Consider the following 26,904-nt stretch of genomic DNA (forward strand, 5'->3'; position numbering starts at 1 on the left):
AGAACGCCGACCTGAGCCGGAATAGAAGTTGGAGGGTCAGTCAGCCTGGTCGGGTCGGTGCTCAGCGATCCAGCGGGCAACGTCCCGCCGTCGCCACACCTTGCCCATGGCAAGCACGGCAACCGGGTCAGGGAAACCCTTGCTGTTCGCAATGATGCTGACCCGCTGGCGAGAGATGCCGCCGAGCATGTCTCGGATCTCCGCAACGCCGACGAGGTCCACGCCCTTGACAGTAGGCAACGACGCATGCTAGCCGAGCGGCAACGTGTCACGTTGGTGATGCACGTTGTTGACGCATGCCATCCCACACCGACAGCATGTGAGCATGCCGTCACGCCACGCTCCCTCCGGTCACTGCCTCCCGATCTCCGTTGGCCACGCACCCATCCGTCCGATCTGGCACTGCCGCCGAGGCTGCGGAGTCTGGCCGTGCCCGACTGCCCGACTGACCCTGCGCGCTGTCTTCGATGACGACCCGGCGGGGCTGTCGATCGAGATGGCTTGCTACCTGTTTGAGGCGACCGGGGACCTGGTGAAGCTCAACCCCAACGAGGTGCCCGGACCTGACGCACTGTTCATCAGGTTCATCGGGTGGACCCGTCGAGGTACCCCCCGGTAGACCGGGGCTGCGGCCGGCTGAGAGCCACGCTGCGGGGCGAACGGCCGGCAGGGGTAGTCCTGTGTAGGTGTCGAGCGACAACGACGCTGAGAGGCTGTCAGTGAGTTTGGGTGAGTCGCGCCACAGGGACCGCTAAAACGGCCAAGATCAACCCGTCTTAACTGTAGAGGGTGCGGAGCGAGCGCCCCCTACACCGGGCCGAGCGAACCGGCAAGCATGAGCCGCGTCACACATCCCGGTAAAACGCCAAGATCATCCGGTATTACTTGTAGAGGGTGTGAAGCGAGCGCCCCCTACACCGGGTCGATCAGACCGGCAAGCGTGAGCCGCACCACAGGAGCGCATCAAACTCCAAGATCATCCCGAATTACTTGTAGAGGGTGTGAAGCCAGGCCGCCCGGCAGGCAAGTCCCGTGACCCCGGTCACGACTGCTTGCAGAACGCCGCTCTGAGCCCGACTTAACTGTGAGGGCATCTCGCCGAGCGGGTCGCCAGAACAGCCAGAGTGACCCCGGTCACGACTGCTTGCAGAACGCCGCTCTGAGCCCGACTTAACTGTGAGGGCATCTCGCCGAGCGGGTCGCCAGAACAGCCAGAGTGACCCCGGTCACGACTGCTTGCAGAACGCCGGTCTGAGCCGGACTTAACTGTGAGGGCATCTCCCGACCACCTGAGCAACACCCCGCACGCCGTGTCCCACCAGGGATGCGGCGTTTTTTGATGCCCATCGATCGGTAGGACACCTACTACAACCAGGAGGAACACCCGTGAAGACCACCACGATCAACGGCGTCGAGTACGTCGAGACCAACCAGGCAGCGGCGATGCTCGGGCTCAGTGCCCGGACCCTGATCAACGCTCGCAGCGAGGGTCGCCCGCACGTCCCGTACATCAAGCACCTCGGGAGGGTGCTCTACCGGCTCGCCGACGTTGAGGCTCTGGCTGCCCGGGATGGCCGTTGAGCGACGAACTACGGCGCATCGCCGAACGCATCGCCAGCGAGGCACCGCCCCTCACACCGGACCAGCGAGCACGGCTACGCGGCCTGCTCAGCGGCGAGTGAACCAACCACCCCGACCTGACACGGAGTCAGCCAGTGACGACCCTGCCCACAACCCACATCGAGCCCGAGACCTATCGCCGGCTACGCAACCTGCTCGACCCGACCAGCCGGCAGCGCATGGCTGACGTACTTCACCGGCTGACCAGCCTGCCCCGATGGACCCACGACGACGACCAGGAGGTGACCGAGCCGTGAGCCACGCCAGGATCGGCCGGATCCTCGCCATCGTCGAGGCCAAGGAAGCCGAGCAAGTCGAGCAGGCCAAGCAAGCCGAGCGCGTACAGGTCGCACGGGAAGCCGAGCGCAACCCGGAACCCATCGCACCGCCGAACCTCTCCGGTGGGCTTGACCCGATGGGCATCGGCGACGACGACCGATCGGAACTTGCCGAGTGGTACCGCAGCGTCAGCGGCGCAGCCAGCAGGAAGCCCGGCATCGGGTCCATGTACTTCCCGTCGACCAGGGGGGCCGAGCAGTGATCGACACCGACACCGTTGCCCCGGCAGGCGTGATGCGCCAACGGGTACGAGAGATGCGCCAGCGAGCGAGGCGAGACAAGTCCCCCCGTGGTGCCTGGCTGCGCGGCGTGCTGGCAGACGGACGGCTAGACCTGGAAATTCAGTACGTCTCGACGTACGCCTACGAGGTCGCCGACCCGTTGGGACGGTTCAGTGAGTCGGACCTGATCGCAGCGATGGAGGGTCGGCAGTGAGCACCAGCGGCCGAGCCGTTCTGTTCGACTGGCTCGATGCGTTCGGCCAGGTGAACCGCACCGGCAAGTACTTCTCTGCGGCTGAGATGGGCATCATCTTCTCGGCGGCGACCTACGCCAACACCAACACGGGCGCGGGGATCTTCCCTGGCTACAAGCTGTTGCAGACCAACACCCGGGCCAACCGGAACACCATCAGCAAGGCGCTCGACAAGGCTCGGGCGGCGCGGGTGTTCGTGCGGGTGGGTGAGGGTGACTGGCAGCGGGGCACGTCGGATGAGTACCGGCTCGGGTCGCCGAGCCTGTGGAACCTGTCGGCGCTGGCTGATCCTGGCGACCCGTCGAGTACCGAAATCGATACTCGGGAGCAGGTGCCCGAGGATCCCCCGAGTACCGAAATCGATACTCAGTCGAGTACCGAAATCGATACTCAGCCGGGTACCGAAATCGGTACTACAACTACCCATGTAACTACCCATGTAACTACCCAGGGATCTCCGGGGATCTTCGTCAGGCCGAGTCAGGTTGAGGCTCCCGAGCCTTCCGTCTGGGACCTGGTCGAACCTCTCCCGCCGGCTACGCCGGCCATGCCGGTCAAGGTCGAGACCAAGCCGACCGTTGACGTCTGGGCACTCGCCGAGAAGCGGTAGCCCTGGGGCGCTGTGCGCTGTGCGCTCTGTGCCGCTGCGCTCTGGCTGACCAGGCAGCGGCGAGAGCATGAGCGGCCGAGGCCGCATCAACCGGGGAGACCTGGTCACCAGGTGGTGCCCCTCCGGGGCGCACTCGGTTCTGCCGCTGACCCATCCGCCCCGAGGTGCCCCGGCGCTCTGCTTCGCCCTGGGCCACTGCACCGGGAGCACCCTCATCACCCCTGCCGCCGGACTCATCTGCCGGCGCTCCCCCATGGAGTTGATCAACATCAGCAAGACCAGCAAGTCCGAACGCGAGGCAGCACGCAACCTCGCCGAGCAGCGATGGGCCATCGCCCACGACGTGAAGCGCAACGCCGCTGACCGACTCGCTCGGGTGCAAGCCGATCCCGACTCCACCCCTGCCGAGATCACCGCAGCAACGGAAGCACTGAGCGAGGCAACCAGCCTCTACCGCTCTGCTCAGGCTGCCGCCCGGCAAGCCGGCTGACTCACCCTCACGACGAACAGGAGAGCGCCACCCCTTGTCCCACATCAACCGCACTCCCTTGTCCCATCGACTCCCCCGCACGATGACTCACCCGCAGTCGGACATGGTTCTGCCGACGCTTGTCTCTCAGGTGCTCACCAACGCCTGCGGCGACCTGGTCGACGTTCAGTCGTCCGCCACCCGTGGGCGGACCCTCGCGCCTGACAAGCTCCCGGCGATCCGCATCCGTCCCCGTGGCAGCGCGTGGTCCGCCGATGGTCGGATGACCGGCCGGCTGGTCGTGATCACGTTCATCGAGGGCAGATCCCCGATGATCATCAACCCGCTATACCTGGTTGATCGGATCACCGGGGATGTCCTGCCGGAGCACATGGCCGGTCTGCCTGGCGTGTCGATGAAGCTGCGGACCGTCGCCAAGAGGCGCGGCAACAACTGGCGGGACGACCTTCCCTCCTACGCCGCTCACTACTGGTCCGCCGTCGCCACCCTCGCCTGACCGAGCACCACCCACAACCGAACAGCACCACCACCTACGGGCCGGCTACCTGCCGGCCCTTCTTCGTGTCCAAGAAGGAGCAACACCAGTGGCTACCGCCAAGAACACCCGCACCACCACCGCCCGTACCGACAACCGCACCGCTTCCGAGATCGCTCGGGAGAAGCTGACCGAAGCTGTCGCCCTGGTCGCCACCCGCAAGGCTGAGCACGAGCAGGCCGAGATCGCTCGGGAGGAGTTGGCCGCTCGCCTGTCCAGCGGCGACGACACGATCACCTCGCTTGACTTGGCTGCGGCTACGTTCGCCATCGAGCGTGCCGAGCTGCTGGCCAAGGCTGCCGGCAAGCGCATCAAGCCGGCTGAGACTGCGCTCGACTCCGCTCAGGCGATCGACAACCCGAGCCTTGCCCGGTTCGTCGCCGAGCGGATCGAGGCTGACCCGTTCGTGTTCGGCGTGTACGGCTTCCCGGTCGCGGTCAACGCCGACGACCGCAGCAACCCAGGTGTGTACGTCAACCAGGCGACGGCGACGAGCACCGACCCGACTACCGGCATCATGTCCGGCAGGGTCGGGATCACCGTGGTCTCGCCGAACGGTTCCCCGATCGACGGCGCTGCCATCCTCGCCGGTCTCGCTGCCATCGAGGCGAGCGGCAACGGCCAGGTGAGCACCAACGCCAGCCCGAGCCGCAACGGGGTGACGGTGGATGTTCGGCTGTCCAACATCAAGCCGGACGTGCCGACCCTGGCGACCGATGTCGACAGCGAGGCTCTGCGGAACTTCGGTCTGGACGTGACGGACGCGATCACCAAGCAGGGCGGCTGGGTCGACCTGAGCAACGCCGACCAGTACGGCGGCGGCATGTACGGCAACACCCGAGGGAGCTTCGGCAACCGGACCAAGCGGATCCTGTCGGGACTCAACGGCGCGACCATCGCCAACGTTGAGCGGGACGGCGACCAGGAGCGGCGCACCGTCCGGGTTGACTTCGACCTGTCCTCCCGCTACTTCGGCATCCTCGACCTGAGCGGGTACACCAAGACCGGCGTCAGCGGCCTGGTCGGCGAGATCGTCGCTGGCGTCGGCCGGGTCGAGGCTGCCCGCGTGGTGACCGAGGACCCGACCACCGAGCGGCCGACCCCCGGCAAGGAGTTCAGCTCGCCCAAGTCCGGCGTGCGCGTGGTCGTCGAGGTTGTCGCCGTCGCCCGGATCGCCGGCTGACCAACGGATGACGGGGGCAGGTTCACGCCTGCCCCCTCCCCCTGGTGACGACATGACGAACACGAACCAACCCACCGACCGGGGATGCCTGGTCGACGACTGCTCCCGACCGCACCGAGCCCGAGGACTGTGCGCGACTCACCACGCACGCTGGCGACGCAACGGGCACGGCGGACTACTCGTCGGCCAGGAGCCGACCAGCAACCCGACATGCCTTGACTGCGGTCGACCCGTGCGGATCAAGAGCGGCAGGGCTTCCAAGTTCTGCACCGCCTACCACCGGAACAGGTTCAAGCGTAGGCAGCGCAGAGCAGCCCGCTCAGATCAACGCTGACGGCCGAACACACCACCGCCCAACCCCTGCAAGGGCACAGGATCTCAGCATCTCTCAGGGCGTCTGAGGGGATCTGCGGAGCCCTGTGCCCTTGCTGCGTACGACTACAGGAGACGAACCAGAGTGAGCACCACCGACGACCAGATGACCGACCGAGCGTGCCAGCACTGCGGCGGCTCGATGCAAGGGAAGACGACCCGCGCCGTCTACTGCTCCCGGCGATGCAAGGAGAGGGCTTCCGCGCAGCGTCACGGGACCGAACGCAACGCCCGGCAGAAGGACAGCCGCACGGCATGGAAGAAGACCCACCGCAAGACTGCGGCCGGCAGGGACGAGCGTTGGGCAGAGATGGCCAAGCGGCGAGCCCGCGACCATGGCGCTCCCGCTGTCGAGCTGGTGAAGCGTCGCGAGGTGTTCGAGCGTGACGGCTGGCTGTGTCAGCTCTGCGGCGAACCGACGTTGCGGGAGACCGGCACCGATCCCCGTTCGGCTTCCGTCGACCACACCATCCCGCTGACCGAGGGTGGCTCTCACACGTACGACAACACCGTGACCGCGCACCTGGCGTGCAACGTCTGGGAGAAGCGGACCAAGAGCCTGGCGGATCACTGGGATGCCCGATGGGAGTCCGTTGCGGACAAGCCGATCCCGCTCGGCCAAGCCATCATCTGGACTCTGCTTGACCCTGCCGGCGACCTGGTCGACATCGAGCCCGAGAAGGTGTGTGCCTGATGACATGGGAAGGGAGCAACCGCGCACAGCGTCTCCCCGCCAACTGGTCGAGCATCCGCAAGCGGGTACTTGCCAGAGATGGCCACGCCTGCCAGTTCGTCTGGCGTAACGAGCGTGGCCGGATGGAGCAGTGCGGGAAGCCGGCGACCGAGGTTGACCACATCAACCCCGGCGACGATCACAGCATGGACAACCTGCGGGCAGCGTGCACCGCGTGCCATGCGTGGAAGTCGTCCAGCGAAGGTGGCGCGGCTGCCGCACGGATCCGGGCTCGGGAGCGTCGCGAGGTGGACGGGCGATACCGGCGGACCGAGCAGCATCCCGGGTTGCTGTGACCTGGTCGACCCCCTGAGGTGCCCCCGCATTTTTCGGGACCTCACGCCTCGGGGGGTCACTGAGCCGGCGATCCATCCGCAAGGCAATGCAGAGGAGTGCATAACGTTACAGTGCCTTGGCCCCATCTGCCCAGCTCAGGGCCTGTTCAGGGGCGAGCCGGCGACCCTGGGACTGTGGCGCGATGGCGCTCGCTAAGGACTATCCGGTACGGCATTCAGGCTCAGGGGGTCTATCCCCCACACCCTGTGGGCACTCCCGCAACGCCTCACAACGGCTGCGCGAAAGTCCGAGATCAGCCAGGTTGCGAGTCAGAGTCTTTATCGCTCCGATGGCGGACGCTGTTGCCGACCTTCATCACGCGGTCGATCATCGTCGACGCTGACGGCTGATCCAACTCGTTCACCATTCGGGTGTAGAAACTTTGAGGAACAGGACGCGTTTGGTCTTTTGAGGTCGTCGCCGCGTGATCAAGGATGTCGGAAAACTGAGTCCGGATAATTCGCATGGTCTTGACGAACTCTTCAGCTCTAGCATTCGCTTGACGCAGTTGGGCAGTCAACTTCAGTTCCCGAGCACTCAACTCGTCGCGGTCCGTCGCGGTCATGGCAAGCTCGGCCCGCAAGCGCTCGCCCTGCCGCTGCGTCTCTTCGAGCGCGTCAAGCGTCTTGGTTAGCTCGCTTTCCATCCTCGACATCAGGGACTCGGCTATCTGGACCGACTTGTCAGCAATGTTGATCTTTCGATCATGCCGGCTGAGAAGATGATCCACCCAAGACTTGATCAATGCCCCAGCGCCCAGCGCACCGGCGATGGCTACACCTAAAGTGATCTTCTCGGTGGTGGTCACTCTGCCTGCCCAAGTATCGACGGCGGTTTCAGTCTTGGCAGGCTATCAACCTCGCGCCACTCAGCAGGCTCGCCGACTTGAACAGGTTCGCTGTGTCTGCGCCTCCCGCATCGCTCAGGCTGCCGTGGCTGCGTGTGCTTCCAACCGCGCCATCAGATCCTCGGGAATGATCACGCGTACCCGGCTGTAGCTGTCGGGATCCTCCATCGCTGCCAACTCTTCATCCGTGGGCAGCCCGTACGCGATCACCTTCAACCCGGCTTCCCGCATCTCTCGGTTGCGTTCGGCCACCGTTGACAGCGACTCCCACCGCTCGCGGTACGTCTGCCCGGTCGGCTCCAACTCCCACCGATCCGGCTCGGATGGCAACGCCTCCAACACTTCCCGGCGATCCTCAAGCGAGCGGTACATCTGGCGGAACTCTGCCTTGCCCCGCTCGCCTCGGAAAATTCCGGCGGCCTGGTGCTCCCGCAGCTCGGCAAGCGACTCTTCTACTTCGGCAAGGTCGGCAGCGTGATCCGATCCGGGGACGAACACCCGGCGCATCACCTCCAGGTCCCCGGCGATAGCCATGAAGAACTGTTCGGCAACGTGCTCCAGGACGTGAGCAGGGATCGACGTCATGCCCTTGGGGCAGTTGCGGCCAGCGCGGGCACGCAACCCGCAGCGGTAGTACATGCCGGCCCGTCCCCGGTTGCGGTACAACGGCTCTCCGCACTCGCAGTACGCCACGCGCAGCAGGGGCGAGCCACCGACCCGGTTGCCCGCATTGGGGTTGGCGTTCTTTCGCAACGCTTCCTGAAGCCGCTCCCAGTCGGCACTACTGACGATCGGATCGGCTCGCCGCAGCGGCAACCCATCCTCGCCACGAACCAGCCGAGTGAACGTCTCCTTGGTGCCGTCCGCCTTGGTGCGGGTCTCGGTCATCTCCGCGTACCCGAGCAGGGTGTGAGAGCGCAGCATCTTGAGCAGGTTTGCGACGCGCCACTCAGTACCCGTTGTCGCCTTGCCAGCGCGCTTCCGCTGAGCGTCGAGCGGACTCGGTACGGCTTCCTCGTTGAGCCAGCGAACCACCGAGTTGGCCGAGTCCCCGTTGATGATGCGACGCACGATCTCCCGCGCTGTCTTGCTGGTCTCTGGGTCAACCTCCAACCGCCAACCCTGGCCAGCGTCAGCCTTGACAGCCTGGTAGCCGTACGGCACGAACCCACCACGCCAGCGACCCTGCTTCATCAGGTGAGCGAACGATGACCGGGCACGCTCGCGGATCGCTTCTAACTCCCCTTCTGCCAGCGCGGAAAGGATGTTGACGAACACCGCGCCCATCGTGCTGTTGATGTCGAACCCTTCCGAGGTCGACACGATGGCTCGCCCGTTGGACTTGCACCAGTCCATGAGTGCGGCGAGGTGGAGCACCCGCCGGCTGATCCGGTCCAACCGCCACGCGCAGAGGATGTCGAACGCCGGAACGTCTGCCCTGCCGCCGAGGCTGGTCGGCAACCACTCGCCGAGCTGCGGACGTTCCCCCGGCGGAACGCTTCCGCTCACGCCTTCGTCCTCAGCCCATCCAACGATGGTGTGCCCGTTCTGCTCAGCCCATGTCGTGATGTACCCGCGCTGCCGAGCTACCGAGGTCGACTCTTTCCGCTCGCGAGAGAGTCTGATCACGCCGAGCACCCTGCCCATGTTGGCCACCTCCTGTTGGGACGCATCGGCAGGGTAGAGGCCATCGGGAAGCGGAGTCAAAGGGTTGACTTTGACGAGGCCCCCGAGTTCAGCAAGGGCGCGTTGGAGGCGCTGCGCCAGCCGTTGGAGCACGGCCACATCCAGTTGAGTCGCAGCGGGGGCGGCACTGTCTACCCGGCCCGGACCCAGTTGGTGCTGGCGGCCAACCCCTGCCCGTGCGCGAAACCGTCCGGCGACGCGCACTGCGAGTGCACCCCGCTGGCCCGCCGTCGCTACCTGGGCCGGCTCAGTGGGCCACTGCTCGATCGGATCGACGTACAGGTGCGGTTGATGCCGGTGCGGGCGGCGGAGCTGATGGCGCCCGACGGCGAGGCCGAGCCGTCGGCGACCGTCGCCGCTCGGGTGGCGGCGGCCCGGCAGGCGGCGGCCACCCGCTGGGCCGGACTCGGCCGGCGGCTGAACGCCGAGGTGGAAGGCCCGCACCTGCGTCGACCACCGTGGCGGCTGCCCGCCCGGGCCACCGCCGAGCTACGTGGCCGGCTCGACTCCGGCTCGCTGTCGGCACGCGGCTTCGACCGGGTGATCCGGATAGCAAGGATGCCAAGATGGCAGACGTGGACGCACTCTCATACGCACGCGCCAGCCAGGACCGCACTGGCGAAGAACTGTCCGTAGGCCGCCAGCATGAGGACCACCGGACCCTGGCCCAGCTCCGTCAGGCCAGGATCGTTCGGGAGCTGACTGACAACGACGTGAGCGCGGCGGGGAAGCGGCGGCGGCCTGACTTTGAGACCGGCCTGGAACTGGTCCGCCGGGGTGAGGCCCGGGTCATCATTGCCACCGACATGAGCCGGCTGACCCGGGGGAAGGCGCGCGATGAGGTCCGCCTCCTGGAGCTGGGCCTGGAGACGGGGCTCCACCTCTGGTTTGTCCGCGCGCCAGACCTGGACCTCAGTACCGCCGCTGGCCGGCTGACCGCCTCCATCCTGATCGCGGCGGCCAGGCATGAGATTGAGCAGAAGTCGGAGCGCCAGCGGCGGGCCGCCATCCAGGCGGCGGAGCAGGGCCGCCGCATCGGAGGCCGCCGGCCCTTCGGGTATGAGTCGGACGGCGTGACCATCCGGGAGTCGGAGGCCGCCGCCGTACGGGACGCCTATGAGGCTGTCCTGGCCGGCGTCCCGCTGGGCCGCATCGCGGCGGACTGGAACGCGCGTGGACTGAACACCCCTCAGCCGAAGCGCGACGGGTCCCCCTCCCCCTGGACCGCCCAGACCCTCCGTCCCACGCTGCTGAATCCCCGGTACGCGGGCCTTCGCTCCCACGTCACGGAAGCGCTCAGGGAGACCATGGACCCCCGGGCGGCCAGGCTGAAGGCCATCGTGGGGCCGGCGGCGTGGGAGGAACTGGTCACGGAGGAGACCTGGCGCGCGGCGGTGGAGCTCATCACGGACCCGTCCCGGCACACTGGCCCGCGCTCCGGGCGGGGCCTCCTGACCGGGGTGGGTCGGTGCGGAGTGCCGGAGTGTGGGGCCACCGTCCACCGTGGCGCGGCACCGGCCAGGAAGGGCAGGGAGGGCCACCCCACCTACCGATGCCGGGCCAGCATGGGCCACGTCGGGCGCGCGTCGGAGCCGGTGGACTGGTGGGTGACGGAGGTGGTCATCGGACGCCTGGAGCGCCCGGACGCCGCCCTCCTCCTGGCCGACGACAAGCGCCCAGACGCCGCGAAGCTGAGGCGGGAGGCCCGCGCGCTCCGGGTCCGCCTGGACAGCCTGGCGGGCCTCCTGGCGGACGGGGTGCTCACGGAGGTGGGCGTCCGGCGGGAGTCCGTGAAGCTCCGGACGAAGCTGGCAGAGGTGGAGGCCGCCCAGGCGGACGCCGGACGGGTCAACGTCCTGGGACCGCTGATCAACGCACCGGACGTACGGGCCGCCGTGGAGGCCCTGGACACGGACCGGCTCCGGGTGGTCATCGACACGCTGATGACCGTCACGCTCCTCCCCCCTGGCCGTGGGGTCCGCTTCGGCCAGGACGTGGAGTCCTGGGAGCGCGTGGCGGAGCGGATCAGCGCGTCCATCGTGATCGACTGGCGCTGATTCAGGCTCGGGGACGTGAGCGGGCAACGAATTCGCCCCGTGGCCCTACCCTGATCCGGTGCTTGCCGCTGCCGAGGTACCGAAGATCACTGACTGGATGCAGGCTTGGGGAAGCCTGATCGGAATCGCGGTCTCCAGCTTGGCCGTGATCATCACTGGAATGCTTTTGCGTCACGAGATGCGTATGCGTCGAGAGGAAAAGGCAGACGCGGAGGCCGCCCAGGCCCGATTGATCAGTGTCACGTGGAGCGGGGTAGAAGAAGGTGACGGCTCTGACAAGGTGATCCAGTGGCAAGTTTTTAATCACAGTCAAGCGCCGATTCGCGAGGTCCTTTTGGAGGTGGATGAGGGGCGCACGCGCGAAGAGCCAACGGTTGTCGCCGTGATCAACTACATCGGGCCCGGCGAGAGTGAATCTGGCGCAGCCGACCTGGAGAAAGCCGTTGCGAGCGGCTACGGTTTGCGCCCTGTGGTTTCGACCATCTTCACGGACGGCTGCGGCATCCGATGGGCTCGGAGAGAACGAGGACAGCCAGTGAAGATAAGGGGTCCACTCCGCCCGGCAGAAACTCCATTCAGTCGAGTGCTGTGGCTCTATTGCTGGCCGGTGTCAGCCCCTCCGTATCGCTTGAGTCGCTGGTTCCGCAACCGCACGTCCCGCATCAAGTTTCGAATGGAAATGAGCATCCGAATGCGGACAATCCGCCAACGGAAGAAAATGGACCTTGCGGAGCAGCGCAAAGCCAGTGCCGCCAACTCTATGACCGAGCGCTGAGGTACGCCCGGCGCGTCCTGGCGACCGCTAGGACTGGCCGGGCGTAGGTGTGGCATACCGCTCCAGGCGGTCCCGGGCCCAGTCCAGCGACCGGCACCCGTCCTCCCGGCACCGGGGACAGCGGGCCTCCTGGTGCTCAGCGATGGTCCATGCGGCCAGCCGGGGGACCCAGACCTCCCGGGGGACCTCCTCCGGGACGCTCACTGGTCGGCGGCGGCCATGCCGTACCGGGCCGCCCGGTTGCCGGCCATCCGCTGGCGCTTGACCTCCCCGATGGCCCAGGCGAGCATCCCGCACGCGCCGTCTCCGCACTGAGCACACCGCCCGGTCTCCCGGTGTGGGCTGGGTGGCTCCGCGTGCTGAGTGATCACGCGCATGGCCGTCCATAGCAGAAGCGCGGGGGTCACGGGACCGTCATCCATGGGCACAGCTCCACCTCCTGAAATGGCAGGTCCGGGCACGGAGCCCCGCTCGCGTACCCGGACCGCTACCCGGTGTGTTGCCCGTCCAGGGGACCGGATTGCCCTACCCCCTGTCAAGTATGGAAGTGGACTGGCTACACGTCAAAACTGGCTCTGAGCAGCGCTTACGAGTGACCTCACCAGGGGTTTCAGGTCCGCAAGGGGGTGCCGTGGTGATGCTCAGGAGATGGCCTGGCAGCGGCGGTTGTACGGGAGCGCGGAGCTTCAGGAGCGCCTGGGCGTCTCGCGCGTCCGGGTAGTCCAGCTCACCAGCCGGCCCGACTTCCCGGAGCCCTTCGATCACCTGGCCGGCGGAACCGTCTGGCTGGTGGATGACGTGGAAGCCTGGATCAGCCAGCACCAGCCCTGGAAGGCCAGGGGAGCGGATGAGCCCCCGCCGCCGGAGAGCTGAGCGCGCACACGGAACGGCCCGCCCTGTAGACCAGAGGGCGGGCCGTTGTCCGTACGGGGCTCAGGCGGCGGCCTTCATCTTCCTGGCCGCCTTCGGCTCCGGCTCCGTGGCGTAGCGGGACAACGGGGCCAGCGTCTCCGCCACCTTCTCCCGGGCCGCCCGCGTGGCGGCCCGCGAAGCGTTCACCTGGCCGGTGAGCGCGGAGCCCTGGGCGAAGACCTGGCGCGCGTGGAGCGGCTTCTCCACGTTGGCCCGCATAGCATCCACGGCCACCAGGTCACCCAGGGCGGCGTCCAGCGCGGCCACGGCGGCGTCCAGCCGGCCCAGCGCGGCCCGGCCCTGGCCGCTCAGGTACGCCAGCCACTCCGCCCGGTTGTCCTCCACCGCCTTCAGCACGGCGGCCCGGGTGGCCTCCAGGGCGTCCTCCGTGCCCTGGGCTACCGCCTTCGCGGCCTGGGCCTCCAGCTCCAGGTCCCGGATGGCCTGGGCGGCCTTCGCCGTGTTCGTCGCCTGGCCGGAGGCGGCGGCCTGGGCCGCTGCCCGGCGGAGGTCCTGGGGAGCGTTCTGTGCCCGGTCCTGGGCCTCCCGCGCGGCCCGGTCCAGCTCCGTCGCCTTCAGCGACAGGTCCCGGTACGCGGCCAGGGAGGGCTGGACGGCGGGGTGGACGTGGCGACCGGGGAGGCTCACGTGGAGGCCAGCGGCGTTGAAGCTGACCGGCTCCGCCTCCCAGAGCTTCGGAGCCTGCTCACCATCCGCCAGGGGCTGGAGCGGGCCGGCTCCGGTGGGGAAGGCCACGGTGAGCCCCCACAACTCCGTGAGGCCGCCGTGCTCCACCAGCTCCTTCGCCCGGTGCTCCCCGTCCACGTTCTGGAGCGGGCACTGGTGGCCCTGGTGCTCCTGGCCGGTCATGGCCGCCACCCTTGCCCGCCCGCCGTGGCCGATGACCATGAGCCGGCTGTCCGCTCCACGGGCCTGGACCACGGTGTGGGCGTGCGGTGCCGTGGGGACCCGGCGGTTAGGGCCGTCCCAGAACTGGTCCAGCGGGTCACACGTGCAATCCTCCAGCGCGGCCCCCGCCTCCCTGGCCTGGAACATGGCCCAGCCCAGGATGCGCTCCCCCTGGGCGGGGCTCACGGCGGTCATGCCGCTCATGTCGACGGTCCAGACGCCCAGCTCCGGGGAGTAGCGGACCCGCTCATCCTTGATCATCAGTTGGTCTCCTTCAGTCCGAGCATGGCCCGGCGGCGTGCCTTCGCCGGGTTGGTGGGGGTCTGGTCAGTGGTGGCGCTCTCCGCCGACTCCTGGGCTGGCTCCTCCTGGCCGCCGGCCAGCATGGCGCGGCGTCGGGCGGCGGCGTCCCGCTTCACCTGAGTGATGACCGCCCGGGTGATCTGGGCGGGGGACTTCCCTGCCTGGGCGGCCAGCATGGCCACGCGGCGGAGCCTGGCCTGGGCGGCGGTGTCCTGAGTGGTCACCAGTCCTCACCCTCTCCACGGAGGCGGGCCACGGCGGCCAGGGCGGCCCCCTGGACGCACTCCGGACAGCGGGCCTGCCGGTCGGTCACCGGGCGGACCCGGCGGAGGATCAGACCCTCCTCACGGAGGCGGGCGGCGGCATCTTCGACCAGACGGAGGACCGCTGCCCGCTCACCGGGGACCTCCTGGACCCGTGAGGGACCCAGCGGGACCCGGTGGGTCCTACAGCGCTCCGGGGTCCCGCTGACGCCTAGGACCCGGTGGGTCCCACGTCCGGGTCCAAACGCAAGGGGGCTCATCGGTGGACCCCCATGCCAAGGTCCTGGACCCCAGGACCCAGCTCATGCTGGACCACTACGGCGGAGGGGAGGCGGAGGCCGTAGAGCTGGACCCTCTCCCGCTCCAGGGACAAGAGAAGACCCAGGACCTTCACTGTGTCCTGGAGGGACAGGTCCTCCGTCGCCAGGAGGACATTGGCCCGGCGCATCCAGCCGTTGAAGCGCGCCTCCGACTGGCGGCGGAGTGTGTCCGCCTCCTGGGCTGGGATGCGCTGGAGGGCGGCCCGGACACGTCGCGCGGCGGTCCTGGAGCTGATGTCCAGGCGCTCAGCGATCACGTCGATGGAGTGGCCGGCGTTGCTCAGCTCCAGGGCTTCCAACTCCTGGGCGTGGCGCTTGCCGGCTGTCATGCGGCTCATGTTCCGGACCGTATACCCGTAAAGTGCCAGCAACTAGTCCAAAGTGCCACTGGTGGAGACACCATAGTGACACTTATGTGCGTCCCGGTTGATCTAGTGCGTCCGCAAGGACGCGATCAAGTACATCCCGTGCGGCGAACAACGGGCAGGTCCTGAAGAACTGCTGTGGCTTGCAACACGACTGCCGGGGAGATCCAGCGCTGTCCGCCTGCACGGCGTCGGTGTCTCCATGTGCAGCGGCACTACCTCACGTGGCCCCGGATGGACACGGCCCGCCGCCGTACCGTGACAAGATCACCAACGTTGAGAAGGTCCTCCGGCGTCTCCACCAGATGGCCTTACTGACCGACCAGGGCACCCCAAGAAGGACATCTTCGGCAAGCACTTCACGCGGCGGGACAGAACGTCCGCCGCTGAGCAGGGCGGATGCCGCATGGTGAAAGCCCAACCGCACTGATCGGGGTGGCCCTGGCCGAGTGATGGACGGTGCGGACGGTGGAGCCGCCGATACGCCGCCGATAAAGTCCCCCGAGAACAGCGGGACTGAGCATGTTGGGCGGTCCGCACTCTAGACAGCCTCGTGTACAACCTGAGCACTGTGACGCGCGGAGATGGCTCGCGAAAAACGGGCTCTGTCCTCTTCGGTCGCTACAGTCTCCGAGAACGACCGGCCCGCATGTCTGGGTCAAGGCGGCGGGTCCCCTGGGCTGCAACCCAGGGGCCGCCTTGAACGGTCGCACCCACCACGTCCTGGCAGGGACTTACATGAAGGAGAACGACACCAGGTGACCACGGTAACGAGAGGGTCCCGGCAGCGCCAGACCGGGGAGACCGGCGGCGGCGTGGAACACGTCCTGATCGGCGCGCTTGTGCTGATCGCGGCGCTGTCCATCGGCGCTCTGGTCTACATCGTCAAGCTCAGCGGGCCGGACATGGGCGGCATCGCCCAGGTGGCCATCACCACGATCGGCGGGGTTGCCCTGGCGGCTATCAGCGCCATCGCGGTGGTGCTCCGCAAGCGGCCCGCCCGGCGGCGCAGCTAGCCCAGGAGGAGGCCGGGAGGGTGCTCAACTCCCGGCCCCCTCCACAAGTTCATCTCCGACCCCGGCAACAGTCGCATCAGGCAAAGGCGCTACTTCCTGGAGATCCTTTCTCTGGCTCCGGTGGCCTTTCCTCTGGGGCAACCAGGGGCAACCAGGCGAAGATGGCCCCTGGCCTGGGGATTCCGTTGCCCCATGGGGCAACCAGGGGTAACCAGGCACCAGACGTGGCGGAGCCCCCGGGAGGACAGTCCCGGGGGCTCCAGCGGCCAGGGAGGGCTCAGGCCCGCTGTGCCAGCTCCGTCCGGATGCGGACCAGCGTCCGGGCCCGCATCTCCTGAGCGTTCTTTGCAGCTTCTTCCGGCGTCTCGCCCAGGGCGTACAGCTCATCTTCGGCCACCAGGCCGTACTTCGTGATGGGCCGGGGAAGGTTCTGGGAGCCGTCCATCCAGAGGCCATAGACCACCTCTACCTCCACCCTCCCGTCCTTCGCCGCTTCCTCCAGCGGTGCCAGGTCCGACTCAAGCTGCTCGGTGGAGAGCTGGGCCAGCCCGGGACGGCTGATCCTCGCCAGCTTCCGGTCAGTCGCCCAGGCCGTCCAGAGCGGCTTAGACACGGAGATCACGATGGGATCGGTCATGTGGTCTGTCTCCTTCGGACTGAGGCTGGAACAGGCGGACAGAGTACGACCTGGCGGCCAGGGAGGAGCCCCCCTCTGGCCGCCGTGTCCGTGTGGATCTTGATTGATCTTTGTTCTTCAGTTCCGCCAGTTCCGGATGCCTCCGGCGGGGCGCGGTTCCCGGGGGCTCTAGTTCCTAGAGCCCCGTGGGAACCGTCCCCCGGAACCGGACCGGGGAGCGCGGTTCCCGGCGGTTCCCAGCGGTTCCCGGAACCGTCTTTACCTAGCCTGAGCTGGGCTTATCACTGGCCGTCGATACGACGGTTCCGGGATCTTGGGAACCGTACGGTTCCCGGCGGTTCCGCGATCATGGGAACCGCCGGGAACCGGCTCAGGCCGCCGGCTGGCGCTCCCGGCGCTTCCGCCTGGCCGCCGCCACGTCCGCCTTCCGGGCACCCCGCTCCAGCTTCCGCAGCTCCTCCAGGTAGGTGTCCACGGTCCAGTCCGTCTCCCAGCCCTTCTCATCCATGAAGGCCACCAGGGCGTCCACCTTGTCCGTGGGGGCGCTCAGGTCCTCCTCCTGGATGGCGGGGAGGTCAGCAGCGTCCAGATGGCGGAGCGGGCTCACCTCCCGGCGGAGGTTGATGGTCCGGGGGCCACGCGCGGTCCGGGACTTCCGGTGGACCAGCGTGACCTCCGCCCGCTTGTCACCCAGGTCCTTCGCCTTGATCTGCCAGTTGTGGTCCACGTCCGCCAGCTTCGCCACGGTCCCGGACGGGCGGGTCACCTCTTCGTGGCCGGTGTGGTCCAGGCGGAGGATGCCGACGCCAGCGGCCCGGAGCGGCTTCACGGCCAGCCGATAGGCCCGGTTGGCGGCGGCGTCATCGTTCTGGCTGGCGGCCAGGAAGAACTTCGCCCAGGAGTCGAAGACCACCAGGTCCGCCCCTTCGCACGCGGCCACGATGCGCGCGGCCCCCTCCTCCGTGTCCGCCGTCCAGCCGGGGAAGGAGTGGTAGGTCAGACCCTCCAGCCCTTCCGGGTCCACGCTCATGGCCTCCAGCCGTTCGTCCATCAACTCCGGCGGGTTCTCCTCATCCAGGTAGACCACCCGGCGGCCCTCCGCCGCCAGCTTCGCGGCCCACTCCAGCGCCAGGAGAGACTTCCCGGTCCCGGGCGGCCCGAAGAGGGCGGCCAGGGTGCCGCGCTCCATCACGCCAGGGATCAGCCAGTCCACCTGGCCGCCGGCCATCTGGCGCTTCAGGCGGACCAGCGCCAGGTCCACGCCGGCCACCTTCAGGCCCAGTCGCTCCGCCAGGGCGTCCGTGAAGTCACCAGACGCCAGCGCGCGTCCGTCGCGGATGAGCAGGGAGCACCGCGCGGCGGCGGCGGTACGGGCGTGGGTGAGCTGGGCGTATCCAAACGGGTCCACCGGGGCCTCCTCCGGGTCGGACCCACGGACCTGGACCTCCTCCGCGCACTCTGGACACGGGAACGTGAAGTAGTCCCGGTTGGCTCCGATCAGCCAGCCGTCCTCCGGGTCCTCCGGCGTCACGGCCACTCCCTGGCCAACCAGGGCCGCCTGGAGCCGGGCCAGCCGGCGGACCGTGAACTCCTGAGCCAGGAGGTGATGGAGGATATCGGCCTCCGTGCCCTCCTCTTCGGCCAGGATGCCGGCCAGGGCGTCCCGGTACTCCCGGTCGGTCTTCACGCGCTCCAGCGCCACCGCGTACGTCTGGGGGTCCAGGTCAGTGGGCCATCCAGTGTTGATCTCAACTTGCAGAGTGCTAGACTGAGTCACGAGTCAGTACCTTTCGCTGAGGCCCGGTGCCAGCCGGGCCTTTGGCATATCTGGGGTCAGATCAGGCGGCCCGCTGGCCGGCGGAGCCGGCGGCGGTACCGAAGACAGCGCGGAGCCGGGCCACCTGATCGGGGGTCAGCTCCGGGGCCCGCTCCACCACCGCATTGACGGCGGCGGCCAGGTGAGCATTCCGGGCGCGCTCCCGACGCCATTCCGGCGTGGTGCGCTCAGTGAGGGTGCGTGCGCCGCGCTTCTGAGGCGTCTCCGCGAGCATGGCAACTCTCCAGGTTCGGAGTGTTGCGCGTGCCTCTGGTGTGGCTCACCAGCGCGCGGGACATAGGCCAGAAGGAGCATTCAACGGGTAGGGAGTGCCACTCCCACGCCACCCGTGTACAGGCTCCACTGTAGTGCTTCAGGACCTGTAGTGCAACAGAGTTGATCTACGTTTGCCCTGGTCAGAGCAGTTGTGATGTGGACTGGTTGGACAGTCTGCCCAGGTGGGCGGCGTGGGACCGGAGGATTTCCTGTCCGAACGAGTTACGCCAAACCTCTATCCACGTCATGGCCTGGACCATCGCCGATCTGGACGGCCGGGACCGGCCAGACCTGGACGACGTCCGGGAAGCACTTCAACTACGGACGGGGGAGGCGACGTGAGCGCCGATGAGGAACGCAGGCTGGCCCGGGTCGCACTGACCTGGTTGGCCGAGCCGGGCACCCGAGCGGTGCACCGACTTGTCGAACGGCTCGGCCCGGTGGCGGCCCTGGGCCTGCTGCTCGACGGCGGCAGCCCGGACGGCTGGCTGCACACGACGGTGGCCGCCCGGTCGGCGGCCGGCGACGCCCGGGCGGTGGCGGCCGAGGCGCTGGAGCGGGCGGACCGGCTCGGCGCCCGGCTGGTCACACCGGACGACGAGGAGTGGCCGGCACGGGTGGCCAGCCTGTCCGCGCTGCATCTGCCGGACGTCAGCCGCCGGGTGGACGGTGAGACCGCCCCGCCGCTCTGCTTCTGGGTACGCGGGAGCTGGCCGCTGGGTGAGGCCCTGGAGCGCTCGGTGGCCGTGGTCGGAGCGCGGGCGGCCACCGGCTACGGCCAGCACGTCGCGACCGAGCTGGGATATGGACTGGCCGAACGGGACTGGACGGTCGTGTCCGGTGGCGCGTTCGGCATCGACGCTGCCGCCCACCGGGGTGCCCTCAACGCGGGCGGCCTGACCGTCGCGGTGCTCGCCTGTGGGCTGGACAGGCCGTACCCGATCGGCAACACGGCGCTCTTCGACCGGATCGCTGAGACCGGGTTGATGGTCAGTGAGTGGCCGCCCGGCGCCGAACCGCTGCGGCCCCGGTTCCTGATCCGCAACCGGGTGATCGCCGGAGGCACCCTGGGCACCGTCGTGGTGGAGGCGTCGGCGCGCAGTGGCGCGACGCAGACCGCTCGGCGGGCCATCTACGCCAATCGGGTGGCCATGGTGGTGCCCGGGCCGGTGACGTCAGCGATGTCCGTGGGCACCCACGAGTTCCTGCGTGAGCACCCGAAGGCTCGGCTGGTCACCGGGGTGGCGCACGTGCTGGAGGAGGTGGGCCGGATCGGCGCGGACCTGGCCCCGCTGGCGCGTGGCCCGCAGCGACCCGCCGACACGCTCGACGACGACGCGCGGTCGCTGCTGGAGGCGCTCCCCCGCCGGGGCGCGATGGGCGTGGACCGGCTCTCCGCCCGCGCAGGTGTCGACGTACGGACGGCGTTGCGCAAGCTGTCCCTGCTGGAGGAGTTGTCCATGGTGGTCCGTCGCGACGACGGCTACGCCCTCGCCCCACTCGCCAAGCCGAAGCGCGGGAAACCGGCTACCGCGGCGACGGAGACGTCGGCTTAGGGCCGCAGGCGGACGCGTCGTGGCAGGGTGGGTGGGCCATCGTCCGGAGACGGACACCCGCAGTAGCTGCTCGGGATCCCCGCCAGCCGATATTGCCGTTACTGTGCGCGGTCATGATTGCTATCAAGCCGTGGCACATCGCCGTCCTGTTTTGTCTCGTCGCGTCCGTCGCACTCGTTGGCGGTCTGGTCGCGCTCCTGGTCAAGAGGACCAACCGCCGGTAGCCGCGGATCGAACACCGGCAAGGTCGTGGCCGGTGACGGATGACGATCGGCCGTAGGCTGGTGCCGTGCCAGCTGTCATGGGGGGTGCCGGGGCCGATCGACGGGCCCATGTGCCAACGCGACAGGTGCGACCGCGTTGAGCCGGTCGGACCGGGGCACCCGGGCCATGCACCAGACACTGCCGCCAGCGCTGCGCGATGCGGTCGACGACTTCGCCGAGCACCTGTCCCGGGTCCGTAACCGGTCGGCGCACACCGTCCGCGCGTACGTCACCGATCTGGTCTCGCTGCTCGACCACGCCGTCCAGATGGGCTGCGTCGACCTCGCCGAGCTGGACCTGTCGGTGCTGCGCAGTTGGTTGGCGCGGCAACGCACCACCGGGGCAGCCCGCACGTCGTTGGCGCGGCGGGCCGCGTCGGCGCGGGCGTTCAGCACCTGGGCGCACCGGGCCGGGCTGGTCCCCGCCGACGTGGGCGCCGCCCTGGCCAGCCCTCGCGCGCACCGGGAGCTACCCAACGTGCTGCGCGCCGACCAGGCCGCCGCTCTGGTCGAGGCACCGACCCGACCGGCACCAACCGCGGGCCCAGCAGTCGCCGACTCGCCACCCACGGACTCAGCGCTCAACGACCCGCTGGCTGGGACGACGCCGGGCGCGGCGCCGACGGCGGCGATCGAGGCGGTGCCGCTGCGGGACCGGGTGCTGCTGGAGCTGCTCTACGCCACCGGCGTACGGGTGAGCGAGGCGTGTGGGTTGGACGTCGGGGATGTCGACCACGGTCGGCGGGTGATCCGGGTGTTCGGCAAGGGCGGGCGGGAGCGCTCGGTGCCGTACGGGGTGCCGGCCCAGCGGGCGTTGGACGACTGGCTGCGCCGGGGCCGCCCGGCGATGGTGGTCGCCCGCTCCGGTGACGCGCTTCTGCTGGGTGCCCGGGGCGGTCGGCTCAACCCGACGACCGCGCGTCAGATCGTCGGTGCGTACGCCGAGAACGCCGGCCTGCCCCGGACCAGCCCGCACGATCTACGCCACTCCGCCGCCACCCACCTCCTGGAGGGTGGCGCCGACCTGCGCGCCGTGCAGGAACTGCTCGGCCACTCGTCCCTGGCGAGTACGCAGATCTACACCCACGTCTCGGTCGAGCGGCTGCGTGCCGCGTACCGGCAGGCACACCCCCGCGCTTGAGGTCGAGCGGCAACGCGCCGCTACCGGCAGGCACACCCCCGCGCCTGTTCAAGCGCCGGAGGGCGAGGGAGCCCGGCGGTTACGATCATCAAGTGAGCGTCCCGCAACCCCCTGAGCCGATCCCGGGCGCCCGCCTGCTCTTCTCCCTGGATCCGGCGGTCAGCCATCTCAACCACGGCTCGTTCGGCGCGGTCCCGATCGGAGTGCAGCGGGCCCAGCAGCGGCTGCGCGACGAGATGGAGGCCAATCCCCTGCGTTTCTTCACCCAGGGGCTGGTCGACCGGATCGCGCACACCCGCCGGCACCTCGCCGGGTTCCTGGGTGCCGAACCCGACGGCAGCGCCCTGGTGGGCAACACCACCACCGGCGTCGCCGTGGTGCTGCAGTCGCTGGGGCTGCAAGCCGGTGACGAGGTGCTCAGCACCGACCACGGGTACGGAGCGGTGAGCCTGGCCATCCAGCGTGAGTGCCGTCGCACGGGAGCGGTCAGCCGCGTCCTGCCGATCCCACTGGCCGCCAGCGACGAGCAGATCGTGCAGACCATCCGCGCCGGCCTGCGCCCCGGACGGACCCGGTTGCTCGTCGTCGACCAGCTCACCTCGGCCACCGCGAAGCTCTTTCCGGCCGCCGCCATCGTCGGGGTGGCCCGCGAACACGGCGTGCCGGTACTGGTGGACGCCGCGCACGCCCCGGGGATGCTGGGCACGACGGTGAGCAGCATCGGCGCCGAGTTCTGGGTTGGCAACCTGCACAAGTGGGCGTACGCGCCGCGCGGAACCGCCCTGCTGGCGGTGGCGCCGCAGTGGCGGGACCGGATCGACCCGCTGGTGGTCTCCTGGGAGCAGGACTCGGGTTTCCCGGCCCGGATCGAGTGGCAGGCGACTCTCGACTACACGTCCTGGCTGGCCGCCCCGGCGGGGCTGTTCACGCTGCGCAGCCTCGGCGTCGACCGGGTGCGGGCGCACAATGCCGCGCTCGCCGCGTACGGCCAGCGGGTGGTGGGGGACGCATTGGGGGTGCCCCCCGGCCACCTGCCCGACCCGGGCGGGCCGGGGGTGGCTCTGCGCCTCATCCCGCTGCCGGCGGGGACGGCCACCAGCGTCGACGCGGCGCGGGCGTTGCAGGCGCGGATCGGCGAGCGGCTCGCCGCCGAGGTCGCGGTGATGAGCTGGAACGGCCGGGGGTGGCTCCGGCTTGGCGGGCAGGTCTACAACACCGCCGACGAGTACGAACGGCTGGCCGTGCGGCTGCCGGCGCTGCTCGCCCAGCGCTGACACCACCGACGCTGACGCTGGCCCCGTCGAGCGGGAACAGTCGCACCGCACCGAGGCCGAGCAGGGCCAGGGGGTCCAGATATTCCGTGCCCCGGCGCAGGCCCCAGTGCAGGCACGTTTCGGCCGGACAGCCCGGGTGCCCGGGCAGCAGCTCGCCCAGCGGCGCACCGGCGGCGACCGCCTGGCCGGCGTGTACGGCTGGTCGGACCGGCTCGTGGGTGGTCCGCAGCCCGTCGGCGTGCCCCACGGTGATCACCGGTCGGCCGGCCACCTCGCCGGCGAACAGCACGGTGCCAGGCCCGGCGCTGCGGATCACCGCTCCGGCCGGGGCGGCCAGGTCGACGCCCCGGTGCCCGGCCAGCCACGGCCGGGGCGGCGGGTCGAACCGGCGCACCGGACGAGGCGGCCCGTCGACCGGCCAGCGGAACCGGCCCGGCCCGACGCCCGCAGCGGCAGGCACCGGCACCGGGACAGCCGCCGAGACGCCCAGCGCGACAGCCACCGGCAGGGCCCTCGACGGTGGGCGGCCGGGCACCGCCGCGACCAGGACGGCCAGTCCGCAGAGCAGAACGGTCAGCGCGAGTGGGAACGCGGCGCAGAGCAGCACGGTGTGGCCGATGGAGCCGGTACGCGGGGCGGGTGGCGGTGTCATGACGGCAGCCTCGTGCCGGGGCCGGGTCGTCCGCGATCCCGGCCGACCCGGCTGTGGACAATCGGAGGTGCTGTGGACGACCACCAAGAGCGTCGATGATCTGCTATGCGCGCGGGCCGGGGGTGCTGCCCGGGCCGTGTTCGGGCCGCCACCGAGGGCCTAGGCTGGGCCGCGTACGGCGGGTGCCGCCGTTTGGACCGGGGAGGCCCGCATGACCACTCTCGATGACCGGACGCCGGCCCCCCAGGGGCCGACGGTGGCCGAGGTGAGTGACCCGTCCCGGCTCGCGGAGCCGGACGAGGCGATCAGCGCCGAGGAGTTGCAGCTCGCCGCCCGCAACCACGGCATCCCGTTGGAGGCGCTGCGCTACGACGTCACCCCCGCCGGGCTGCACTACCTGCTGATCCACTACGACATCCCGGAGGTCGACGCGGCGACGCACGCGCTGACCATCGGCGGCGCGGTGGACCGGCCGCTGACGGTGACGCTTGACGAGCTGCGCGAGCGGCCGCGGGTCACCCACCAGGTGACCCTGGAGTGCGCGGGCAACGGTCGGGCCCTGCTGCACCCCCGGCCGGTGAGCCAGCCCTGGCTGGTCGAGGCCGTCGGTAACGCCGAGTGGACCGGCACCCCACTGGCGCCGTTGCTGCGCGAGGCGGGCCTCGGGCCGGACGCGGTGGACGTGGTCTTCACCGGCGCCGATCACGGGGTCGAGCGCGGGGTCGAGCAGGACTACCAGCGGGCGCTGCCGGTCGCCGACGCGCTGCGCGAGGAGGTGCTGCTGGCGTACGAGATGAACGGTGCTCCCCTGCTGCCGCAGCACGGCGCCCCGCTGCGGCTGATCGTGCCGGGCTGGTACGGCATGGCGCACGTGAAGTGGCTCCGCTCCATCGAGGTCCGCACCGAGCCGTTCGAGGGCTACCAGAACGCGGTGGCCTACCGGGTGCGCCGGGACGCCGACGACCCGGGCGTGCCGGTCACCCGGATCGAGCCGCGGGCGCTGGTCCGACCGCCCGGTTTTCCGGACTTCATGTCCCGTCGCCGGGTGGTGCGGCCCGGGCCGTGCACCCTGGATGGTCGGGCCTGGTCGGGGCACGCGCCGGTGGTCGCCGTGGAGGTGACCACCGACGGCGGGGAGACCTGGACCCCGGCCGAGCTGGACCCGGCCGGCGGCGGTGATTTCGCCTGGCGGCGCTGGCGACACGAGTGGGTCGCGACGCCCGGCCGGTACGTGCTCGGCGCGCGGGCGACCGACGCGTCCGGGCGGACCCAGCCGGTCGAGCAACCGTGGAACCGTGGCGGGTTCGCCAACAACCTGGTGCAGCGGGTCGAGGTCGTGGTGCCGGCCGAGTGATCGGCGGTACGTGCTACGCCACGGGCCGGGCCGTGGCTCGGCCGGCCGCCACGGGTGGGGGGCCCGTGGCGCGGCCGGGCGACACGGGGTGTGCGGTCAGCCGCCGAAGCCGGAGTCGGCGGGCAGCGAGATGTCGGGCTTTTCCAGCTCCTCGACGTTGACGTCCTTGAAGGTCATCACCCGGACGTTCTTCACGAAGCGGGCCGGACGGTACATGTCCCAAACCCAGGCGTCGTGCATCTCGACCTCGAAGTAGACCTCGCCGTCGGAGTTGCGCACGTGCAGGTCGACCTGGTTGGCCAGGTAGAACCGACGTTCCGTCTCCACCACATACGAGAATTGGCGGACAATGTCGCGGTACTCCCGGTAGAGCTGCAGCTCCATCTCGGTCTCGTACTTCTCGAGATCTTCCGCGCTCATCGCACTCCGCCTTCCATGGCCACATCTTCCCCCACCGGCGTCTGAGGCCGAGGCTGCTCGCCCAACGCCACGCCGACGGTACCCCCTGACGCCCCGGAGCGCTCCATCGGCTCTTCCGGGCCGTGGCCGCCGGGCCGTCGGGCACGCGGCGGCCGGCCGTCGCGGCCGGAGACCGCGGCGACATTGACGTACGAGAACCGGTGCTCCCGGCACGGCCCGTGCTCGCGCAGCGCGGCGGAGTGCTCCGGGGTGATGTAACCCTTGTGCTCGGCGAAGCCGTACGCCGGGAACACCCCGTCCATCTCCACCATGATCCGGTCTCGGGTGACCTTGGCGAGCACGCTGGCTGCCGCCACGCACGCGGCCACCCGGTCGCCCTTCCACACCGCCAGCCCCGGCACCCCCAGGCCGTCGACGCCGAAGCCGTCGGTCAGCACGTACTCCGGTCGCGTGGTGAGCGAGGCGAGTGCCCGGCGCATCGCGGCCAGGTTGCACACGTGCAGCCCGCGGGCGTCGACCTCCTCGGCGGGGATGACCACCACGGCGTACGCGAGGGCCCGGTCCACGACCTCCGCGTACACCCGTTCCCGACTGGCGGGGGTGAGCAACTTCGAGTCGGCCAGGCCTTCGATCTCACCGCGCCGACCTTCGGGCAGCACCGCGGCGGCGGCGACCAGCGGGCCGGCACAGGCGCCGCGGCCCGCCTCGTCGGCGCCGGCGACGTGCCGGAAGCCGCGCCGCTGCAGCGCCCGTTCCAGGGCGTACAGCCCGGCCTCACGGCGCACGACGGTACGCGGCGGGGTCAGCACGACGACTCGTCCAGGTCGGCGGCGGTCGACTGCTCCAGCCGGGTCAGCAAGGCGGGCAACTCCGGTGGGTAGAACCGGTCGCCGCTGGCCACCAACTCGGCGGGAAGCCACCAGCGGTGGCCGACGATGCTGCGCTGCTCGATGGCGTCGAAACCTGCCGTGTCCACCTGCCAGGACTGCACCCGGAGGAGGAAGAAGTCCTGCTCCTGGCGGTACCACGTGCCGTCGAACGAAAACTCGGTCGTGTCGGACCAGACCGGCTCGCCCAGCTCGGCCGGGTCGAGCCGCAGCCCGGTCTCCTCGGCCAACTCTCGGGCCGCGCCCACCACCGGGGACTCCCCCGGGTCGAGCCCGCCGCCCGGGGTGAACCAGTAGCGGTGCCCGGGCCGAGCCGGGTCGAGGCCCTCGAACAGCAGAACCTGGCCGGCCGCGTCGACGAGCAGCACGCGGGCCGCGCGTCGAGGGGTGTAGACACGGTCGGCACTGTTCGCGCCTGCGGGGCTCGCAAGCTCACTCCTCGCGCTCACGGTCACCGCCCCAGCCTGCCAGACCGACGGCGG

30 protein-coding genes and 5 pseudogenes are annotated in these 26,904 nt (G+C 69.5%); 21 read left to right on the forward strand and 14 right to left on the reverse strand.

The features are described 5' to 3' along the window. Window positions 1-36 precede the first annotated feature (36 nt). A complete protein-coding gene (locus C7C45_RS04815; protein ID WP_110562400.1) occupies window positions 37-222 on the reverse strand; it encodes a hypothetical protein in 186 nt (61 codons plus the stop codon). 1,164 nt (window positions 223-1,386) lie between these two features. Here C7C45_RS04815 and C7C45_RS04825 point away from each other — a divergent pair. The 10 genes from C7C45_RS04825 to C7C45_RS04865 all read left to right on the forward strand — a co-directional run bounded on the left by C7C45_RS04825 (window position 1,387) and on the right by C7C45_RS04865 (window position 6,653). Then, window positions 1,387-1,581 carry a helix-turn-helix domain-containing protein gene (locus C7C45_RS04825; RefSeq protein ID WP_110562401.1) on the forward strand — a complete coding sequence of 65 codons (195 nt, stop codon included), beginning with the start codon at window positions 1,387-1,389 and terminating at the stop codon, window positions 1,579-1,581. Window positions 1,582-1,715: 134 nt separating this feature from the next. Next, window positions 1,716-1,877: a hypothetical protein gene (locus C7C45_RS33910; protein ID WP_167454646.1), complete on the forward strand. Its 162-nt coding sequence runs from the start codon at window positions 1,716-1,718 to the stop codon at window positions 1,875-1,877. Beyond that, complete coding sequence (locus C7C45_RS04830) at window positions 1,874-2,161, forward strand: hypothetical protein (RefSeq protein WP_110562402.1); 288 nt, start codon at window positions 1,874-1,876, stop codon at window positions 2,159-2,161. Before C7C45_RS33910 ends, C7C45_RS04830 begins: the two co-directional genes overlap by 4 nt. Then, window positions 2,158-2,394: a hypothetical protein gene (locus C7C45_RS04835; RefSeq protein ID WP_110562403.1), complete on the forward strand. Its 237-nt coding sequence runs from the start codon at window positions 2,158-2,160 to the stop codon at window positions 2,392-2,394. The genes C7C45_RS04830 and C7C45_RS04835 overlap by 4 nt, the downstream gene beginning before the upstream one ends. After that, the gene (locus C7C45_RS04840; RefSeq protein WP_110562404.1) at window positions 2,391-3,044 is read left to right on the forward strand and encodes a hypothetical protein; all 654 of its coding nucleotides are present in this window, start codon (window positions 2,391-2,393) and stop codon (window positions 3,042-3,044) included. Before C7C45_RS04835 ends, C7C45_RS04840 begins: the two co-directional genes overlap by 4 nt. 67 nt (window positions 3,045-3,111) lie before the next feature. Further along, the gene (locus tag C7C45_RS34410) at window positions 3,112-3,534 is read left to right on the forward strand and encodes a hypothetical protein (protein ID WP_110562405.1); all 423 of its coding nucleotides are present in this window, start codon (window positions 3,112-3,114) and stop codon (window positions 3,532-3,534) included. Between the two features lie 82 nt (window positions 3,535-3,616). Then, complete coding sequence (locus C7C45_RS04850) at window positions 3,617-4,030, forward strand: hypothetical protein (protein ID WP_146247266.1); 414 nt, start codon at window positions 3,617-3,619, stop codon at window positions 4,028-4,030. 88 nt (window positions 4,031-4,118) lie between these two features. Next, entirely contained in the window at window positions 4,119-5,252 is a 1,134-nt protein-coding gene (locus C7C45_RS04855; RefSeq protein WP_110562407.1) for a hypothetical protein, read from the forward strand. 457 nt (window positions 5,253-5,709) lie between these two features. Next, window positions 5,710-6,318 (forward strand): HNH endonuclease, encoded by a 609-nt coding sequence (locus C7C45_RS04860; RefSeq protein WP_110562408.1) that lies wholly within the window; start codon window positions 5,710-5,712, stop codon window positions 6,316-6,318. Further along, window positions 6,318-6,653: an HNH endonuclease gene (locus C7C45_RS04865; protein ID WP_110562409.1), complete on the forward strand. Its 336-nt coding sequence runs from the start codon at window positions 6,318-6,320 to the stop codon at window positions 6,651-6,653. Before C7C45_RS04860 ends, C7C45_RS04865 begins: the two co-directional genes overlap by 1 nt. Before the next feature lie 293 nt (window positions 6,654-6,946). Here C7C45_RS04865 and C7C45_RS04870 read toward each other — a convergent pair whose 3' ends face one another. Next, entirely contained in the window at window positions 6,947-7,501 is a 555-nt protein-coding gene (locus C7C45_RS04870) for a hypothetical protein (RefSeq protein ID WP_110562410.1), read from the reverse strand. A gap of 114 nt (window positions 7,502-7,615) precedes the next feature. Then, window positions 7,616-9,187 carry a recombinase family protein gene (locus C7C45_RS04875; protein ID WP_146247267.1) on the reverse strand — a complete coding sequence of 524 codons (1,572 nt, stop codon included), beginning with the start codon at window positions 9,185-9,187 and terminating at the stop codon, window positions 7,616-7,618. Between the two features lie 72 nt (window positions 9,188-9,259). Here C7C45_RS04875 and C7C45_RS04880 point away from each other — a divergent pair. The 3 genes and pseudogenes from C7C45_RS04880 to C7C45_RS33525 all read left to right on the forward strand — a co-directional run. Beyond that, window positions 9,260-9,781, forward strand: a pseudogene (locus tag C7C45_RS04880) (ATP-binding protein); the annotation flags it as partial. A gap of 11 nt (window positions 9,782-9,792) precedes the next feature. Beyond that, on the forward strand, window positions 9,793-11,283 hold the full coding sequence (locus C7C45_RS35475) for a recombinase family protein (RefSeq protein WP_110562412.1): 1,491 nt from the start codon (window positions 9,793-9,795) through the stop codon (window positions 11,281-11,283). A gap of 58 nt (window positions 11,284-11,341) precedes the next feature. Further along, window positions 11,342-12,058 carry a hypothetical protein gene (locus C7C45_RS33525; protein ID WP_146247268.1) on the forward strand — a complete coding sequence of 239 codons (717 nt, stop codon included), beginning with the start codon at window positions 11,342-11,344 and terminating at the stop codon, window positions 12,056-12,058. Window positions 12,059-12,258: 200 nt separating this feature from the next. On the opposite strand, the gene C7C45_RS33530 is transcribed toward C7C45_RS33525, so the two are convergent. Next, window positions 12,259-12,480: a hypothetical protein gene (locus tag C7C45_RS33530; protein ID WP_146247269.1), complete on the reverse strand. Its 222-nt coding sequence runs from the start codon at window positions 12,478-12,480 to the stop codon at window positions 12,259-12,261. Between the two features lie 226 nt (window positions 12,481-12,706). Between C7C45_RS33530 and C7C45_RS04890 the strand changes: the two genes are divergently transcribed. Continuing rightward, window positions 12,707-12,931 (forward strand): helix-turn-helix transcriptional regulator, encoded by a 225-nt coding sequence (locus C7C45_RS04890; protein WP_110562413.1) that lies wholly within the window; start codon window positions 12,707-12,709, stop codon window positions 12,929-12,931. A 60-nt stretch (window positions 12,932-12,991) separates the two neighbouring features. On the opposite strand, the gene C7C45_RS35480 is transcribed toward C7C45_RS04890, so the two are convergent. The 3 genes from C7C45_RS35480 to C7C45_RS04905 form a co-directional block, all read right to left on the reverse strand. Then, complete coding sequence (locus C7C45_RS35480; RefSeq protein ID WP_110562414.1) at window positions 12,992-14,140, reverse strand: hypothetical protein; 1,149 nt, start codon at window positions 14,138-14,140, stop codon at window positions 12,992-12,994. Next, entirely contained in the window at window positions 14,140-14,406 is a 267-nt protein-coding gene (locus C7C45_RS04900; RefSeq protein WP_110562415.1) for a hypothetical protein, read from the reverse strand. Before C7C45_RS04900 ends, C7C45_RS35480 begins: the two co-directional genes overlap by 1 nt. A 295-nt stretch (window positions 14,407-14,701) precedes the next feature. Then, window positions 14,702-15,103: a helix-turn-helix domain-containing protein gene (locus C7C45_RS04905; protein ID WP_110562416.1), complete on the reverse strand. Its 402-nt coding sequence runs from the start codon at window positions 15,101-15,103 to the stop codon at window positions 14,702-14,704. A 785-nt stretch (window positions 15,104-15,888) separates the two neighbouring features. On the opposite strand from C7C45_RS04905, the gene C7C45_RS04910 reads away from it, so the two are divergent. Then, a complete protein-coding gene (locus C7C45_RS04910; RefSeq protein ID WP_110562417.1) occupies window positions 15,889-16,146 on the forward strand; it encodes a hypothetical protein in 258 nt (85 codons plus the stop codon). Window positions 16,147-16,423: 277 nt separating this feature from the next. Here the strand turns inward: C7C45_RS04910 and C7C45_RS04915 are convergent, their stop codons facing one another. From C7C45_RS04915 to C7C45_RS04925, 3 genes are all read right to left on the reverse strand, one after another. After that, the gene (locus C7C45_RS04915) at window positions 16,424-16,783 is read right to left on the reverse strand and encodes a hypothetical protein (RefSeq protein WP_110562418.1); all 360 of its coding nucleotides are present in this window, start codon (window positions 16,781-16,783) and stop codon (window positions 16,424-16,426) included. Between the two features lie 370 nt (window positions 16,784-17,153). After that, on the reverse strand, window positions 17,154-18,560 hold the full coding sequence (locus C7C45_RS04920) for an AAA family ATPase (protein ID WP_146247270.1): 1,407 nt from the start codon (window positions 18,558-18,560) through the stop codon (window positions 17,154-17,156). 61 nt (window positions 18,561-18,621) lie between these two features. Beyond that, on the reverse strand, window positions 18,622-18,834 hold the full coding sequence (locus C7C45_RS04925; protein WP_110562420.1) for a hypothetical protein: 213 nt from the start codon (window positions 18,832-18,834) through the stop codon (window positions 18,622-18,624). A 287-nt stretch (window positions 18,835-19,121) separates the two neighbouring features. On the opposite strand from C7C45_RS04925, the pseudogene C7C45_RS04930 reads away from it, so the two are divergent. The 5 genes and pseudogenes from C7C45_RS04930 to C7C45_RS04945 form a co-directional block, all read left to right on the forward strand. Beyond that, window positions 19,122-19,217: pseudogene (locus C7C45_RS04930) on the forward strand (magnesium chelatase subunit ChlI family protein); the annotation flags it as partial. Continuing rightward, a complete protein-coding gene (locus C7C45_RS04935; RefSeq protein ID WP_110562421.1) occupies window positions 19,214-20,431 on the forward strand; it encodes a DNA-processing protein DprA in 1,218 nt (405 codons plus the stop codon). The pseudogene C7C45_RS04930 and the gene C7C45_RS04935, both read left to right, overlap by 4 nt. Before the next feature lie 390 nt (window positions 20,432-20,821). Continuing rightward, window positions 20,822-21,208: pseudogene (locus tag C7C45_RS35800) on the forward strand (site-specific integrase); the annotation flags it as partial. Between the two features lie 129 nt (window positions 21,209-21,337). After that, window positions 21,338-21,835 (forward strand): annotated as a pseudogene (locus tag C7C45_RS35805) (tyrosine-type recombinase/integrase); the annotation flags it as partial. Between the two features lie 92 nt (window positions 21,836-21,927). Continuing rightward, window positions 21,928-23,109, forward strand: coding sequence for an aminotransferase class V-fold PLP-dependent enzyme (locus tag C7C45_RS04945; protein ID WP_110562422.1), 1,182 nt, complete (start codon window positions 21,928-21,930; stop codon window positions 23,107-23,109). A gap of 22 nt (window positions 23,110-23,131) precedes the next feature. Here the strand turns inward: C7C45_RS04945 and C7C45_RS04950 are convergent. Continuing rightward, window positions 23,132-23,761, reverse strand: a pseudogene (locus C7C45_RS04950) (murein hydrolase activator EnvC family protein); the annotation flags it as partial. A 211-nt stretch (window positions 23,762-23,972) separates the two neighbouring features. Here C7C45_RS04950 and C7C45_RS04955 point away from each other — a divergent pair. Then, complete coding sequence (locus C7C45_RS04955; RefSeq protein WP_110562423.1) at window positions 23,973-25,115, forward strand: sulfite oxidase; 1,143 nt, start codon at window positions 23,973-23,975, stop codon at window positions 25,113-25,115. Window positions 25,116-25,211: 96 nt separating this feature from the next. Here the strand turns inward: C7C45_RS04955 and C7C45_RS04960 are convergent, their stop codons facing one another. From C7C45_RS04960 to C7C45_RS04970, 3 genes are read right to left on the reverse strand one after another with little or no spacing between them, the layout of a single operon-like run. Then, window positions 25,212-25,535: a DUF2469 domain-containing protein gene (locus C7C45_RS04960; RefSeq protein WP_007075222.1), complete on the reverse strand. Its 324-nt coding sequence runs from the start codon at window positions 25,533-25,535 to the stop codon at window positions 25,212-25,214. After that, window positions 25,532-26,344 (reverse strand): ribonuclease HII, encoded by an 813-nt coding sequence (locus C7C45_RS04965; RefSeq protein ID WP_110562424.1) that lies wholly within the window; start codon window positions 26,342-26,344, stop codon window positions 25,532-25,534. The genes C7C45_RS04960 and C7C45_RS04965 overlap by 4 nt, the downstream gene beginning before the upstream one ends. Further along, window positions 26,338-26,871, reverse strand: coding sequence for an NUDIX hydrolase (locus tag C7C45_RS04970; protein ID WP_167454658.1), 534 nt, complete (start codon window positions 26,869-26,871; stop codon window positions 26,338-26,340). Before C7C45_RS04970 ends, C7C45_RS04965 begins: the two co-directional genes overlap by 7 nt. Between the last annotated feature and the right edge of the window lie 33 nt (window positions 26,872-26,904).

The organism is Micromonospora arborensis (assembly GCF_003205615.1).
GTDB classification, from domain to species: Bacteria; Actinomycetota; Actinomycetes; order Mycobacteriales; family Micromonosporaceae; genus Micromonospora; species Micromonospora arborensis.

What these genes read in the sequence shown, in the direction of transcription:
- C7C45_RS34410 (WP_110562405.1), top strand. Translation starts at nt 3,112, where the DNA reads ATGAGCGGCCGAGGCCGCATCAACCGGGGAGACCTGGTCACCAGGTGG.
- C7C45_RS04850 (WP_146247266.1), top strand. Translation starts at nt 3,617, where the DNA reads ATGACTCACCCGCAGTCGGACATGGTTCTGCCGACGCTTGTCTCTCAG.
- C7C45_RS04865 (WP_110562409.1), top strand. Translation starts at nt 6,318, where the DNA reads ATGACATGGGAAGGGAGCAACCGCGCACAGCGTCTCCCCGCCAACTGG.
- C7C45_RS04875 (WP_146247267.1), bottom strand. Translation starts at nt 9,187, where the DNA reads ATGGGCAGGGTGCTCGGCGTGATCAGACTCTCTCGCGAGCGGAAAGAG.
- C7C45_RS35475 (WP_110562412.1), top strand. Translation starts at nt 9,793, where the DNA reads ATGGCAGACGTGGACGCACTCTCATACGCACGCGCCAGCCAGGACCGC.
- C7C45_RS33530 (WP_146247269.1), bottom strand. Translation starts at nt 12,480, where the DNA reads ATGGATGACGGTCCCGTGACCCCCGCGCTTCTGCTATGGACGGCCATG.
- C7C45_RS04890 (WP_110562413.1), top strand. Translation starts at nt 12,707, where the DNA reads ATGGCCTGGCAGCGGCGGTTGTACGGGAGCGCGGAGCTTCAGGAGCGC.
- C7C45_RS35480 (WP_110562414.1), bottom strand. Translation starts at nt 14,140, where the DNA reads ATGATCAAGGATGAGCGGGTCCGCTACTCCCCGGAGCTGGGCGTCTGG.
- C7C45_RS04905 (WP_110562416.1), bottom strand. Translation starts at nt 15,103, where the DNA reads ATGAGCCGCATGACAGCCGGCAAGCGCCACGCCCAGGAGTTGGAAGCC.
- C7C45_RS04915 (WP_110562418.1), bottom strand. Translation starts at nt 16,783, where the DNA reads ATGACCGATCCCATCGTGATCTCCGTGTCTAAGCCGCTCTGGACGGCC.
- C7C45_RS04925 (WP_110562420.1), bottom strand. Translation starts at nt 18,834, where the DNA reads ATGCTCGCGGAGACGCCTCAGAAGCGCGGCGCACGCACCCTCACTGAG.
- C7C45_RS04955 (WP_110562423.1), top strand. Translation starts at nt 23,973, where the DNA reads ATGACCACTCTCGATGACCGGACGCCGGCCCCCCAGGGGCCGACGGTG.
- C7C45_RS04960 (WP_007075222.1), bottom strand. Translation starts at nt 25,535, where the DNA reads ATGAGCGCGGAAGATCTCGAGAAGTACGAGACCGAGATGGAGCTGCAG.